The following is a 14,836-nucleotide window of genomic DNA, read 5'->3' as shown; positions in this document are numbered from 1 at the left end:
CGAATTATTTTGAGTATAGAACATCATGAATGGCAGCATTTACCGTGACCATGACCGGATTTGTTCCCACCGGAATGGCAGGCGCTATGTCCAGGCGCATGAATGGCATCTTGCTGGCAGCAGCGTCTGACAATTCCGCCAGTAGCGGGATTGTCATCATGATGATGACAGCCACATCCACCTTCCGGCTTGTTAGCATGGTTTGGTGAGGCTTTCCCTTGACTGGCTTCAGTTAATGCGGTTACGGGGATGTCGTCTGGTTTGAGCGTATCAGGTTGACGGCCATTCAGCTGGAATACCTGGAAATGATGTTCCAGTAAGCGTCCCAGCATCTGTGTACCAATATTACGCACAATGATATGGTCGGCCTGTTGTTCAAGAAGTAACTCAATCAGTTGCTGCTTGCCGGTACAGTTGGTGTCCAGTGCCGGATTAGCATGGCGACTTATCTCTGTGCCATGCTCATTAATGAACGCTATGCTCAGCGCTTTGGTAAAGTGCCCGGCAATACGATCTTCATTCATCGGAATGGCTGTGATCATTGTCAATACTCCTCTCATTATGGGACATCATCAGGGCTTTCCCCTGAGACAGGCAGTTGACGACTTTAAAGCGGGCTGCTTTTAATACGTTGGCCAGTGTTTGACGGGAAACGCCCATTTCGACGGCGGCTTCCTGTTGTTGCATTCCCATCAGATCAACCAGCCGTAATGCTTCAAACTCATCTTCTTTCAGATAAACACGTTCAAGCTGGTTCATTGATCGGCCATTAGGTTTGAAACAGCTATTAGCGGGCCTTCCACAAATGATTCTTGGAATTTTAGGTCGCGGCATAACGTCTCCTCTTTAATAGCATATGCCATTTATACGCTTGGTTTATAGCATATGCAAATTATTATATTCAATTACGAGCCGATGCACTGATGTATAACGCGCTGCTACTCCGTCCAGTAGCGTCGGTATTTCAGCGCATTACCTGTGTTTTTCGGTTTCCGTGATGCAGGAACCCTATAGCCGGGCTGTCAGCGGGTTCGTTTTTTTACACTATTTAATTAGAAAAATCACTTTGTCTCATCTTACTTTTTATTGTTAAATAAGAACTATTATTGTTACTACTTGTGTTTGCATTTATATTGTTGCGGCGGAGGTGTATTCCGCTGCGCATCATGCCCGCTTAAGGAGCCATTATTCATGTTTGTTCCCTTACTCATCATGTTCCGTGAGGGGCTTGAGGCGGCACTGATCGTCAGCCTGATCGCCAGTTATCTGAAACGTACCCAGCGTGAACAGTGGCAGGGTGCGGTTTGGGCCGGGGTCATTCTGGCCGTAGTGCTGTGTCTGGCGCTTGGGGTGTTTATCAATGCCACTACGGGAGAGTTTCCGCAGAAACAGCAGGAACTGTTCGAAGGTCTTGTTGCGGTGATCGCCGTTGGCATACTGACCTACATGGTGTTCTGGATGCGTAAAGTGTCCCGGTCGGTTCGGGTGCATCTGGAAGGCGCTATCGATCAGGCACTCGGCGCCAGTAAACGTCAGGGCTGGACGCTGGTGGCGATGGTTTTTTTTGCCGTCGCGCGTGAAGGGCTGGAATCGGTGTTCTTTCTGCTGGCGGCTTTTCAGCAGGATGTCGGTATTGCCGCGCCGATTGGCGCCGTACTCGGGCTAGTGTGTGCCATCGTGGTGGGGATGATGATCTATTGGGGCGGCGTGAAACTGAATCTGGCCCATTTCTTCAAATGGAGCAGTCTGTTCATCCTGTTTGTTGCCGCTGGTCTGGCCGCAGGGGCGATCCGCGCCTTCCACGAAGCGGGCTTGTGGAACCAGTTTCAACAGGTAGCGTTTGATTTCAGTACCACACTTTCTACCCATACACTGTTTGGCACGTTGCTAGAAGGCATCTTCGGTTATCAGGAAGCGCCAACTGTCAGTGAAGTGGCTGTCTATTTTATTTATTTGATCCCGGTGCTGTTTTTCTTTTTCTTTCCGCAACGCGTGGGGCCAATAGCGGTTCCGGCACAACATAAAAATCATTATTTGTAAAAAGGGATATGTCTATGTCTGCACCATTCTTTAACCGTACATCGTTGTGCGTCGCTTTATTTACCCTCCCCGTGTTTAGCATACTGGCTGCGGATATTCCGCAAGTTAAGGTAACGGTTAGCGACAAGCAGTGTGAACCGATGCAAATCACCCTGAAGGCGGGTAAAACACAGTTTGTGGTATCGAATGACAGCCAGAAAAATCTGGAATGGGAGATCCTCAAAGGGGTGATGGTGGTGGAAGAGCGTGAAAATATCGCGCCAGGTTTTACCCAAAAAATGACCGCCAACCTGCAACCGGGTGAATATGACATGACTTGTGGTCTGCTCAGTAACCCTAAAGGCAAGATTGTAGTTACCGCGACGTCAGACAAGATGTCTGGAGCGCAAATCAATCTGTTGGATCTGGTCGGGCCGATCGCGGAATACAAGGTCTATGTGACTAAAGAGGTCGATGGACTGGTACAGCAGACCCAAAAGTTCACCGATGCCATCAAAGCCGGCAAGCTGGAGGAGGCGCGGCAGCTCTATGCGCCAACCCGCCAACATTATGAACGGATTGAGCCTATCGCGGAGCTGTTCTCTGATCTGGATGGAAGTATTGATGCCCGTGAAGATGACTATGAGAAGAAAGCTGAAGATCCAAACTTCACTGGTTTTCACCGCCTGGAGAAGGCGTTATTTGCTGATCACACCACTAAAGGCATGACGACGTATGCCGAGCGTCTGTACAGCGATACGCTGGAACTACAACAACGAATTGCGACGCTGACTTTCCCGCCGAGTAAAGTGGTCGGCGGCGCGTCCGGGCTAATTGAAGAAGTGGCAGCCAGCAAAATCAGTGGTGAGGAAGACCGTTACAGTCGTACTGACCTGTGGGATTTTCAGGCCAATGTTGACGGTGCGCAAAAGATTGTCAACTTATTGCGCCCTCTGCTGGAAAAAGCCAATCAGCCACTGCTGGCTAAGATCGATACCAATTTTAAGACCGTGGATGGCATTCTGGCTAAGTACCGGACCAAAGACGGTTTCGAATCTTATGAGAAATTGACTGATGCGGATCGCACGGCGTTGAAAGGGCCGATTACTGCGCTGGCGGAAGATCTGGCGCTGCTGCGCGGTGTGCTTGGACTGGACTGAGGCGGATTACCATGAGTCGTCATACAACTGGCCCGCATAACGGGCCACATGCACCGCAGCTGGAAGCCGCATCACCGTCGCGTCGGCGTTTGCTGCAAGGACTGGGTATGATAGGCGGAGCATTGGCGCTAGGAGGAGGCCGTGGGGTACAGGCGGAGGAAAAACCGTCGGCACCACAGGATGATCGTTGGGGAAAACAGCCGTTCTATGGCCTTCACCAGGCTGGTATTACCACCCCACAGCAAGCATCAATGTTGCTGGTGGCATTTGATGTACTCGCGACCAGTAAGGCCGATTTAACGCGCCTGTTTCAATTGTTGACCCAACGCATTGCCTTTCTGACCACCGGGGGCGAGGTGGCGGCAGTCAATCCTCTGTTGCCGCCAGTGGATTCAGGCATCATGGGACCGGTGATTTACCCTGATAATCTGACGATTACGGTGTCGGTGGGGACGTCTCTGTTTGATGAGCGCTTTGGACTACAGGCGCACAAACCGCTGAAACTGCAACGTATGGTTCGTTTCCCTCATGATTCGCTGGATGCCAGTCTGTGTCACGGGGATCTGCTACTGCAAATTTGTGCCAATAGCAACGAAACTGTATTGCATGCGTTGCGCGATATTATCAAACACACACCGGACCTGCTGAGTGTGCGCTGGAAGCGGGAAGGGTTCATTTCTGGCCATGCGGCGCGGACTAACGGGAAAGAGACGCCGATCAACCTGCTGGGTTTTAAAGACGGGACAGCCAACCCCAATACCGGCGATACCACGCTGATGGATAAGATTCTGTGGGTCGGTCCGCACTCTGGGGAGCCGGCATGGGCGGTGGGCGGCAGTTATCAGGCGGCGAGAATTATCCGTTTTTATGTCGAATCCTGGGATCGGACTCCTCTTCAGGAACAACAGACAATTTTCGGGCGCGAAAAAGACAGCGGCGCACCGCTTGGTATGAAACATGAGCATGACGAACCGGATTACCGTCAGGATCCGGCAGGCAAGGTGATCCCACTGGATGCCCATATGCGTCTTGCCAATCCACGGACACCCGAGACGCGTGTCAATCTGATGCTGCGTCGTGGTTACAGCTATTCTCTGGGCGTGTCCAACGCGGGCCAGCTCGACATGGGGTTGCTGTTTGTCTGCTATCAGGCTGACCTGGAAAATGGCTTTTTGACCGTACAAAAACGGCTCAATGGTGAACCGCTGGAGGAGTACATTAAACCGATCGGTGGTGGCTATTTCTTTGTACTGCCGGGGGTGAAAAACACCGGTGACTATCTGGCTCGTGGATTATTGACGGCTTGATTGTGTTGAGGGCGATATATTCGCCCTCAACATCGAGAATAGGACGATAGCGAGATCCTTTCTGATACGTATTCCTACTACACTTGCTCACAACGTATTACCAAATTCTGCAACTCGAATTATTCATAATATATATGGTTATTCAAATATATTAATACGTTATTCATAAAGCATTCTCAAATTTATACAGTTGCATGAAAATATATTGCTGCCATTTTATGGAAAAACACTCGTAGTAGTCTAAATATAAAAATAGGGTATGACACTGATAAGTTTCATCAATGGCAGAGGTTCTATTATGAAAACGACTCACGCAGAGAAAAGAACACATATACTAATAATGTGCATGCTAATTACAGGGTGTGTTAGTCCCTATCCCGTGCCAGTCACCGAGCCTTCCTCTGAAGAGATAAATAATGTACTCAACGAAGATATAAATGAGTATCAAAAAATGACGACTTTGGCGATTTTATATCGTGATGTCTGGAGTAGTAAATCATTCGGACTTGTCGCTCAATCCAATGCCTTTAGTGAATTGGGTTTTATCGGCACGGTCACGGCATTGGTTGCCGGGGTTAATGGTGCCACAACGACTGCCTGGGCTGGAGGCGGGGTCGCGGCAGGTTCTTCTATTTTGCCACAGCGGTATCAGTATTCGGCACAGGCCATGAATTACCGGAGTGCTGCTGAAGCGGCGAATTGTATTTATGATGTGGTAGTTAAGAACGGTGAATTTCTACGTGCTAGTAATAACATTAATTTATTCCCAGGGCTATTAGAAGAAGAAAAAAGATATTTAGGCGATATCACTTACGAACTAAAAAAGAAACAATCTGATGTAAAACTTCTGACACCTGATCTGGATACCTTGAAAAAAGCGCTGACGGGCGTTTCTGGTGGAACCAACAAAAATATTGATGATGAAAAAGTAAACCAATTAATTAATGATATGTATGTCTGCAAATTAGCAGTGACAGGTAAATAGGTTATGTCATTTCATTCTTCAGGAAAAAGCAGAACAGGCATTTAGCCCGACATAATCATAAAATATTCCCGGCTATTTTTATATATCCGGGATTTATATTACGCCAGCATACTATGTTGTTCAGCCCGGATAATGATCTTACCGGGCAACAGCTCAATATTATGCGTTGGGGTCATTAACCCACTGCGGGTAAGCCAGTCGCCCGCCAGATAGATTTCACCGTTGTCATGTACCCAGTCAGCGCCTTCCTGTTCAGTGCTATCCAACTGTGCCATCAGTTCGGCAATGTCGGTATCGTCGCTAAGCCGGGTGAGTACCAACCCGTTGCGGTATAGCTGGATATGAAACCATGTTCCCGCCGTAAACCCTGCTTCATCCAGCGCTTGCCCTGTCATGGTCAGCTCTGGTAGTCCATTGTTATGAAACGTAGACTGAACGTTCATTGCACACTCTCCTTTTTTATCTGGCTCATCGGGAAATCCTCTTGGTCAGCCGAATCACTTACTTTAGTAAGCTCATCGGAACGCCTTCACTTACCGCTTTCCTGCAACGTGAAAAATGACGGGTATAGTCAATTTCAACATTCCTGGAGATAAAGTAATGGTTTTACCTGGATGTTGTCCATCCTAATTCGCAGGATAGTGCAACTATAATGTCTATCTTTATTAAGACAGCGGATTACGCTATGGCGCGGCACGATTTTATCGATACAATTTTGAGTAAAAGGGGTGATATGTCGGTACGGTAAATTTTTAGTGGATTAAATCGATATTATTCTCGATGAGGATTTTTATAATCCGAATTTTGGTATGTGACGTTTTTTTTGGCTATTATGGTCATTTTTTTCTATCAGAGATAATACGCGGCCTTAATAAGGCAGTGGTTTGTCTTGGTATTCTGCCAATGTTTTAGCCAGATATAAAAAACCAACTATTATTTATAAAGTGTCGTTATGTAAGAGTGATGAGAATAAGTCTCTATCACCTGGATTATCCGGGGGACTTACAGTTCAGACTATGTGTTAACTGTTTTTTATTGCAGCAAGCCTAATAAAAGGATACAGCCCATGTGCTTAGATTTTTTAATTAACAAAAATGGTAATGAATATGCGGTAAATGGACGTTCAATGGAGTTTGCCGAGGAACTGGGTTCAAGGCTATTTTTCCGCAAGGCGGGATACCAGTACCACTCAACGGCGCGCCTTGAGCGATGCCAATTTAGTTGGATAGGAAAGTATAGTTTCGTGAGCATGAATGCTTTTAATCTTGATGTGGCAGTCGATGGCATGAATACCGACGGACTTTCTGGTGGCATGCTATGGTTGCCCGGTAGCGAATATCCTGAGAATACAAATCCAACCAACACCATTTCCAGCGTCGATTTTCTACAATGGATGCTCAGTCGTTTTTCTCGTTGCAATGAGGTCATTAGCGCACTAGGCAGAAACGTATTGGATGGAGCTGACCTCCACACATTTTTTGAGTATGAACCTCTGCCGGGCACTCAGCCACAAGTCAATGTCTCTAAAATCTCTTATAAAGAGCTTGGTATTAGTGACTCGAATGATTTCTTCCCTCTTCACTACGCCATCAATGATGCCACGGGACATAGCATTGTCATCGAATTTATCGCGGGGAAAATGCACATATATAATAATCCGGTGCATGTTTGTACTAATGTTCCTGAATTTCCAGTGCATCTTCAAAATTTGAGAAATCATGTTAATTTGCAGAAGACCAATATTACAACGGCCTCCTTCAACTCATACGTTGTAGCGGCGACAGGTAATGGAAGCGGGTTGCTTGGTATGCCCGGTGACCTGACTCCGCCAAGTCGTTTTGTCCGGGCTGTTGCCATAACCAGCTTTGCTGATCAACCAGTCAGTTCGGATGAAGCAATGAACTTGGCTTTCCATATTCTTAATACAACCGACATTCCCAAAGGGGTTCTCAAGGAACCGGGTGAACAAGGAGCGGAAGATTACACCCAATGGGTAGTAAGCAAAGATCTGATAAATAACGTGTATGCCATCCGTTATTACGACTCACCGCAAGTCACCGCAGTTAGACTCGACGATCTGGATTGGGAAGCACTGGATGGAAAATGCTATAAACCGGTATCTTCTCTCTATCACACCATCTCCAATAGCGAACTGGGGAAATAGTCAAAAAAGTATATACCCAATATATTTCAATCTGTTGTAAAGAAACAAACGAATAAATCCCTGTAGGATTGGTTTGAATGTGGTTCACAACGGCTTCAAAGAGACGAGGTCCAGGGATGGACCGGGTCACTGAAAGCAGACAAAACGCCTGCAATTTGAAAGGTGGCGGGTATGGATTTCAAACCACCGGGGTATCTTTTTCCTCTCTCTGCTATCGGTTTTCCAATATTCATTCTGACTACAGCACATAACTATTCCTTTATTATCCAAATAGCGACAAATTAAAGAGAAATGCTTATGCAACTATACTGAATAGGTAATTACCCCCGCTATCTATGTGACTATTTCAATGCGCTGTTATTAATAGAGAATTAAAAAAAATGACGACTGCGTCACGAGAATATGTTTCATCTTATTTTGCATATTTATGAATAACAATTCTGATAATTATGGCTAATGTAAAATAATTAATCGTGCCGAAAGGATACTTAGTAGATATAAGAAAAACATATGATAAATATCAATCGGTTAAATAATTCTGTAAATATTGATTTATAAATTAAAAATGGCCATTTGGAAATAAAAAAACCTTATTCATGTTATTTATTCAAATTTGATTTTATTTAAATAAATAAAACAATGCGCTGGCTCAACAAAAAAGGAGTTTATTTATTTCAAACGCCGTCATGTGATCTTTATCACAATAAGCCCACCGTTATTAAATAATATGGCCGCGTATTCCAGACAGGAATAAAAACGTTAATTGGTAAATGTTTATTATTTGCCGCGGATTAATATTGTCTGTTTTATTTAAAAGGAATCACCATGCAGAAACATTATGTCGGATCAGAGATAGGTCAATTGCGCAGTGTGATGTTGCATCGGCCAAATTTAAGTCTGAAAAGACTAACTCCTTCAAACTGTCAGGAATTATTGTTTGATGATGTGTTGTCGGTTGAACGAGCGGGCCAGGAACATGACATATTCTCTAATGTCCTGCGTCAGCAAAATGTTGAGGTTCTATTATTGACAGATTTACTTACCGAAACACTGGAATTGCCAGAAGCCAAAGACTGGCTGTTAAATACCCAGATTTCTGATTATCGTTTAGGTCCTTCTTTTGCGGCTGACATTCGTGGCTGGCTTGCTGAACAGCCGCATCGTCAATTAGCCCGGATTATGACTGGCGGGCTGACATATAACGAAATTCCCGAAACGTTCAGTAATATGGTTGTGGACACCAATCGGGCAACGGATTTTATCATGAAGCCGTTACCCAATCATTTATTTACCCGGGATACTTCATGCTGGATATATAACGGTGTTTCCATAAACCCCATGGCAAAAGTTGCACGTCAGCGAGAAACTAATAATCTGCGGGCAATATATCGCTGGCATCCGCTTTTTGCGTCAGGTGGGTTTATCAAGTATTTCGGTGATGATAACAATAATTACGATCATGCCACGCTGGAAGGCGGCGATGTACTAGTTATCGGTCGTGGTGCGGTATTAATTGGTATGTCCGAGCGCACCACTCCCCAGGGCGTTGAATTCCTGGCCCGATCTTTATTCCAGCATAAACAGGCCGATCGTGTTATTGCGCTGGAATTGCCGAAACATCGCTCCTGTATGCACCTTGATACCGTGATGACACATATTGATGTCGACACGTTCTCTGTTTATCCCGAAATCGTGAGTAACGACGCCCAGTGCTGGACGTTGACCGACGACGGTCATGGTGGGCTGAACCGTCAGGAGGAGGCGAATTTCCTGAAAGCTATTGAACGGGCACTGAGTATCGATCACGTCAGATTGATTACTACCGGTGGCGACCGTTTTGAAGCAGAGCGTGAGCAGTGGAACGATGCCAATAATGTCCTGACTGTGCGTCCCGGTGTGGTGATTGGTTATGAGCGCAATACATGGACCAATGAGAAATATGATAAGGCAGGCATTACGGTGTTACCTATTCCCGGTGATGAACTCGGACGAGGACGTGGTGGTGCGCGTTGCATGAGTTGCCCACTTGAACGTGACGCTATCTGAGCCACATCACAGGAGAAACAGAATGACAAAACCAACATTGGTTGTTGCGCTCGGTGGCAATGCCTTGCTCAAACGGGGCGAACCGCTGGAAGCGGAAGTTCAACGCCGTAATATCGACCTGGCCGCTCGGACCATTGCCGGTCTAACTGAACACTGGCGTGTGGTGCTGGTACACGGCAACGGCCCACAGGTTGGATTGCTGGCACTACAGAATAACGCTTATGCCGAGGTTACTCCTTATCCGCTGGATATTCTGGGGGCGGAAAGTCAGGGCATGATCGGCTACCTGTTGCAACAAGCCCTGCGCAATGATCTGCCGCAGCATGAGATCAGCACGTTGTTGACGCAGGTGGAGGTTGATCCGCACGATCCCGCTTTCACTCAGCCAACAAAATATATCGGCCCGGTCTATCAGCAGGAGCAGGCCGAGACTATTCGGCGGGAAAAGGGTTGGATCATGAAAGCGGATGGCGGGCATTTTCGCCGTGTTGTCGCATCGCCACAACCGCAACGCATTGTTGAGAGCGATGCCATCAGTACCTTGATTGCGCGTGACCATCTGGTTATTTGCAATGGCGGTGGGGGGGTTCCGGTGGTCCGTAACCACGAGGGTCAGCTATCGGGTATCGAAGCGGTTATCGATAAAGATCTTTCGGCCGCCATGCTGGCGCGTCAAATCAAGGCCGATGCTTTGCTGATACTGACTGACGCCGACGCTGTCTATCTCGACTGGGGGAAAACCACCCAGCGGCCACTGGATAAAGTCACGCCCGGCGATCTGGCTGGCATGTCTTTCGATGCCGGTTCCATGGGGCCTAAAATCGCTGCCGCTTGTGGGTTTGTCAATCAATGCCATGGGGTGGCAGGCATCGGATCACTCGCGGATGGTGCGGCAATTCTGGCTGGGAAAAAAGGCACCCTCATCCGTTTCGCATAAATAACACCTGGTTAATTAAACCGTTATTCACGGTCAGGAATTCTGTGCGCCAAATTCCTGATGCGTAAATATTATCCAATTGATTTTAAAGGAATAAAATATGTCTGTTAATTTATATAACCGCCATTTTCTGAAGTTGCTGGATTTCACTACCGAGGAAATACAGTTCCTGATCAACCTGGCCATTGATTTGAAAAAGGCCAAATACAGCGGTACGGAGCAACCGAAATTAACCGGTAAAAATATCGCGCTGATCTTTGAAAAAACCTCCACCCGCACGCGTTGTGCATTTGAAGTGGCCGCGTTTGATCAGGGGGCGCGAGTGACTTATCTCGGCCCCAGCGGTTCACAGATTGGCCATAAAGAATCGATGAAAGACACCGCCCGCGTGCTGGGCAGAATGTATGACGGCATTGAATATCGCGGGTTTGGTCAAGCCATTGTTGAGGAACTGGCCCGGTTTGCCGGTGTACCGGTATGGAATGGTCTGACCGATGAATTCCATCCAACCCAGATTCTGGCCGACCTGATGACCGTGCTGGAACATGCGCCGGGTAAACAACTAAACCAGCTTTCCTTTGCCTATCTGGGCGATGCCCGCAACAACATGGGCAATTCGTTGATGGTCGGTGCCGCCAAAATGGGCATGGATATCCGGCTGGTGGCACCGAAAACCTACTGGCCGGAAGACACTCTGGTACAGCAGTGCCGGGACATCGCCCACCAGACCGGGGGTCGTATTACCTTGACCGAATTCGTCGATGAAGGCGTCGCAGGGGTCGATTTCCTCTACACCGATGTCTGGGTGTCAATGGGGGAACCCAAGTCGGCCTGGGCCGAACGAGTCAGCTTGATGAAACCGTACCAGATCAACCGTGCCGTGATGGAGGCTACCGGTAATCCCCAGGCCAAATTCATGCACTGTCTGCCCGCTTTTCACAATGAGCATACCCAGGTAGGCCGTGAGATTGAACTGGCTTACCAGCTAAAAGGGCTGGAAGTGACGGACGACGTTTTCGAGTCCGAGAACGCCATTGTTTTTGATGAGGCGGAAAACCGCATGCATACCATCAAAGCCGTCATGGTTGCCACGCTGGCTGGTTAACGCCCGGTCAAGGTAGTTGTCGCCACCGGGGATGATGGATACCTCGTTTTCTCCGGTGTTTATTCCGCGATGATTATTTACCACACCTGTCAGTGCTTAATGCACTGCGCAAGGAAGTAACATCATGAAAACATTTAAATTCCCTTCAGCCTACACCATTCTTTTTTTACTTATCACACTTATGGCCATGCTCAGTTGGGTTATTCCAGCGGGTCAATATGATATGAAGATGAACCCCACATTGGGCAAAGAGGTGCCAGTGGCCGGAACCTGGCATCCGGTTGCCTCCCACCCACAGGGGATTACGGATGTGCTGCTGGCGCCGATCGATGGTCTATACAATCATCGTACTAATGAAGCTGGTGCCATTGATGTGGCGCTATTTGTTCTTATCGTGGGTGGTTTTCTCGGCATTGTGACTAAAACCGGTGCGATTGATGCCGGGATAGAACGTGTCACGGTGCGCTTAAAGGGGCACGAAGAGTGGATGATCCCCATTCTGATGGCCCTGTTTGCCGCCGGGGGAACCATTTATGGCATGGCGGAAGAGTCGCTCCCTTTTTACAGTCTGATGGTCCCCGTCATGATGGCGGCGCGTTTTGATGCGGTTGTGGCCGCCGCAACGGTGTTGCTGGGTGCGGGCATCGGTACACTCGGTTCCACCATCAATCCCTTCGCTACCGTGATTGCCGCCAACGCGGCGGGAATTCCGTTTACGGCGGGTATTGGTTTGCGCATTGCCATTCTGATTATTGGCTGGTTGATTTGTGTCGCTTATGTCATGCGTTATGCCCGTAAAGTGAAGCGAGATCCTGCCACGTCGATAATAGCCGATCAATTGGACGCCGATCGTGAGCATTTTTTGGGCAATAAAAGTCATGAGATACTGCCATTTACCACTACCCGCAAAGTGGTGCTAACCCTTTTTGCCCTGGCTTTCGCCGTGATGATTTACGGTGTATCTGTTCGGGGCTGGTGGATGGGGGAAATTTCCGGTGTTTTCCTGACCGCAGCAATTATTATCGGCTTGATTGCCCGGATGAGTGAAGCGGAACTGACTTCCACTTTCATCGACGGCGCCAGGGATCTGCTGGGTGTGGCACTGATTATCGGCATCGCTCGCGGCATTGTGGTCGTTATGGACAATGGGATGATCACACACACGATTCTCAATCAGGCGGAAGAGTGCGTAAGCGGGTTGTCCTCGGTGCTGTTCATTAACGTGATGTTCCTGCTTGAAGTAGTACTCTCTTTTCTGGTGCCTTCCTCTTCCGGTTTGGCGGTGCTCACCATGCCGATCATGGCACCGCTGGCCGACTTCGCCAACGTTGGGCGCGAGCTGGTCGTCACGGCATATCAATCCGCTTCTGGCGTGGTCAATCTGATTACACCTACTTCCGCTGTTGTGATGGGCGGATTGGCAATCGCCCGTATTCCCTATGTGCGTTGGTTGCAATGGGTCGCGCCGTTAATCGCGATTCTGACCGTACTGCTGATGATCGCTCTGAGTCTGGGGGTACTTCTGTAAGTTCCCCCGTTTTTCGGCTGTATTTCGTTGCGTAATCGTTTCTGCGGCTGATGTGCAAATTTGCCTTAGTAAACCCTTTATTTCCTATAAATTTGGCACTCTATTGTCTACAGGATTGTCGTTATGGTGAAGAAATCTCAAACAACACTCGATAAGGAACAGGCTCAACTGGCACTTTGTCAGCAGCTAATTATTGGCAATAGCTATTGTTCTCAGGAGCAACTACGTAAGGAAATGCAACGGCGTGGGTACCAGGGGATTAGTCAATCCACTATTTCCCGGCTATTAACGCTGCTCGGCGTCATTAAAATCAGAAACGCGAAAGGACACAAAATCTATGCACTTAGTCCACAAGGGCAACCTGAACCGGATGCTTCCCGACCAATCGCCGATATGGTGGTACATGTTGAGCATAACCATGAGTTTATCCTGATTTCAGTCGTTTCCGGTTATGCGCGGGCAGTTGCGCGAGTCATTGACCACCACGCTCTGCCAGAGGTTTTGGGCGTGGTGGCAACCAGTAATATTGTCTGGATCGCCCCACGGGATACTCGCAATATTTTGCAGGTACACCAGCGGGTTCTGCGTTCTCTGGGGCTGGAGGAGGCTTAACGGGGCGCCTTTCCTGACTGGCTGTGCAGCAAGGGCAGGGCGTGATAGCCCTCACACAAGAATAACGACGTAAGCGGTTCCGCGTCTGAGTGATTAACTCTTTAAATGGCGCAGTGATTATAGTCTGAGAGGGGTGATATACCGTTCTCAGATTTTTTGTTTGTGCGGTGTACTGATTCCAGATAGCGATCTGCTTTTGAACCGAGGCCGAAAATTTACACTTGTCCACAGTATTACTCCCTGAAACGATAAAATTATGCTTATCTTCATGCGACAAGTTACCCATATAACTAATTGTATTTAATGAATTATTGTTGGTTTTCGCTTTTTCCTGTTCTGATGTGGGTATTTTTTACAACCTGTTTATTTGAACTGCATCACATATTCAGCAATTCGGTTAAATTTCAATTATGCATAATTATGCATTATTTATGCACTCCAGTTTTGATTCTCCGCATCTGCCATGAATTCTTCCCGGCAGGTAACACCTTGCGAACATGTCTCCTCCGGCATTGCACTATAATGGGGCATATTACTTAGCAAGAGAACCATTAATGTTTCCAGACTGTTAATGAAATAATGATTTAAAAATAAAATAATAAAATTAACGTATAAATGAAGGAGAAAATAAAAGTCAAAATAAGTGTTTTTTTATGCAAATAAATCCATTTCTGACTGCATGGTTATTTATAATGAGCGGGAATAATTGATCTATATCACCGTTTGATGGCTTTTTAACGCTAGAATTAGCGCTAAATCATCAACCCAGGAAGGTGTCAGAAAATGGAGAACAATAACCGTTTTATGCCGCATATCAGGCGGGTTACTCATCTAATGAAGATGTCTTGTCGCAGTTGTTTTACTTTCGCCTACTTCAATAAAAAATAGTCGCCCTTCTTTAATGGCATCCGTTAATTTTGATTTTCAATTATTACGGACTGTCATCCATCTCTATTGAAACAAAAATTCACGT

At 47.2% G+C, this 14,836-nt stretch carries 14 protein-coding genes; 11 read left to right on the top strand and 3 right to left on the bottom strand.

Features of this window, described 5'->3' with window-relative positions; genetic code table 11:
• Positions 1-23 precede the first annotated feature (23 nt).
• Positions 24-542 carry a NifB/NifX family molybdenum-iron cluster-binding protein gene (locus tag PCO85_13565; protein WJV52272.1) on the bottom strand — a complete coding sequence of 173 codons (519 nt, stop codon included), beginning with the start codon at positions 540-542 and terminating at the stop codon, positions 24-26.
• A complete protein-coding gene (locus PCO85_13560) occupies positions 517-834 on the bottom strand; it encodes a DUF134 domain-containing protein (GenBank protein ID WJV52271.1) in 318 nt (105 codons plus the stop codon). The genes PCO85_13565 and PCO85_13560 overlap by 26 nt, the downstream gene beginning before the upstream one ends.
• Before the next feature lie 357 nt (positions 835-1,191).
• Between PCO85_13560 and efeU the strand changes: the two genes are divergently transcribed.
• The 4 genes from efeU to PCO85_13540 all read left to right on the top strand — a co-directional run bounded on the left by efeU (position 1,192) and on the right by PCO85_13540 (position 5,471).
• On the top strand, positions 1,192-2,040 hold the full coding sequence (gene efeU, locus PCO85_13555) for an iron uptake transporter permease EfeU (protein ID WJV52270.1): 849 nt from the start codon (positions 1,192-1,194) through the stop codon (positions 2,038-2,040).
• 14 nt (positions 2,041-2,054) lie between these two features.
• Positions 2,055-3,179 (top strand): iron uptake system protein EfeO, encoded by a 1,125-nt coding sequence (efeO, locus tag PCO85_13550; protein ID WJV52269.1) that lies wholly within the window; start codon positions 2,055-2,057, stop codon positions 3,177-3,179.
• 11 nt (positions 3,180-3,190) lie between these two features.
• A complete protein-coding gene (gene efeB / locus PCO85_13545; protein WJV52268.1) occupies positions 3,191-4,486 on the top strand; it encodes an iron uptake transporter deferrochelatase/peroxidase subunit in 1,296 nt (431 codons plus the stop codon).
• A gap of 298 nt (positions 4,487-4,784) precedes the next feature.
• Positions 4,785-5,471: a hypothetical protein gene (locus tag PCO85_13540; protein WJV52267.1), complete on the top strand. Its 687-nt coding sequence runs from the start codon at positions 4,785-4,787 to the stop codon at positions 5,469-5,471.
• A gap of 98 nt (positions 5,472-5,569) precedes the next feature.
• Here PCO85_13540 and PCO85_13535 read toward each other — a convergent pair whose 3' ends face one another.
• On the bottom strand, positions 5,570-5,914 hold the full coding sequence (locus PCO85_13535) for a SymE family type I addiction module toxin (GenBank protein WJV52266.1): 345 nt from the start codon (positions 5,912-5,914) through the stop codon (positions 5,570-5,572).
• Positions 5,915-6,537: 623 nt separating this feature from the next.
• Between PCO85_13535 and PCO85_13530 the strand changes: the two genes are divergently transcribed.
• From PCO85_13530 to speFL, 7 genes are all read left to right on the top strand, one after another.
• Positions 6,538-7,635, top strand: a complete 1,098-nt coding sequence (locus PCO85_13530; GenBank protein WJV52265.1) for a linear amide C-N hydrolase — start codon at positions 6,538-6,540, stop codon at positions 7,633-7,635.
• A gap of 825 nt (positions 7,636-8,460) precedes the next feature.
• The gene (gene arcA / locus PCO85_13525) at positions 8,461-9,681 is read left to right on the top strand and encodes an arginine deiminase (GenBank protein WJV52264.1); all 1,221 of its coding nucleotides are present in this window, start codon (positions 8,461-8,463) and stop codon (positions 9,679-9,681) included.
• Between the two features lie 22 nt (positions 9,682-9,703).
• Complete coding sequence (gene arcC, locus PCO85_13520) at positions 9,704-10,618, top strand: carbamate kinase (protein WJV52263.1); 915 nt, start codon at positions 9,704-9,706, stop codon at positions 10,616-10,618.
• 100 nt (positions 10,619-10,718) lie between these two features.
• Entirely contained in the window at positions 10,719-11,723 is a 1,005-nt protein-coding gene (argF, locus tag PCO85_13515) for an ornithine carbamoyltransferase (GenBank protein ID WJV52262.1), read from the top strand.
• A 124-nt stretch (positions 11,724-11,847) separates the two neighbouring features.
• Positions 11,848-13,251, top strand: a complete 1,404-nt coding sequence (locus PCO85_13510; GenBank protein ID WJV52261.1) for a YfcC family protein — start codon at positions 11,848-11,850, stop codon at positions 13,249-13,251.
• A gap of 123 nt (positions 13,252-13,374) precedes the next feature.
• Positions 13,375-13,863, top strand: a complete 489-nt coding sequence (locus PCO85_13505; protein ID WJV52260.1) for an ArgR family transcriptional regulator — start codon at positions 13,375-13,377, stop codon at positions 13,861-13,863.
• 783 nt (positions 13,864-14,646) lie between these two features.
• Positions 14,647-14,751, top strand: coding sequence for a leader peptide SpeFL (gene speFL / locus PCO85_13500; protein WJV52259.1), 105 nt, complete (start codon positions 14,647-14,649; stop codon positions 14,749-14,751).
• The last annotated feature ends 85 nt before the right edge of the window (positions 14,752-14,836 follow it).

The sequence above is a fragment of the Prodigiosinella aquatilis genome (genome assembly GCA_030388725.1).
In the GTDB taxonomy this organism is placed as follows: Bacteria; Pseudomonadota; Gammaproteobacteria; order Enterobacterales; family Enterobacteriaceae; genus Prodigiosinella; species Prodigiosinella aquatilis.
This window is presented reverse-complemented; position numbering and strand designations above follow the sequence as displayed.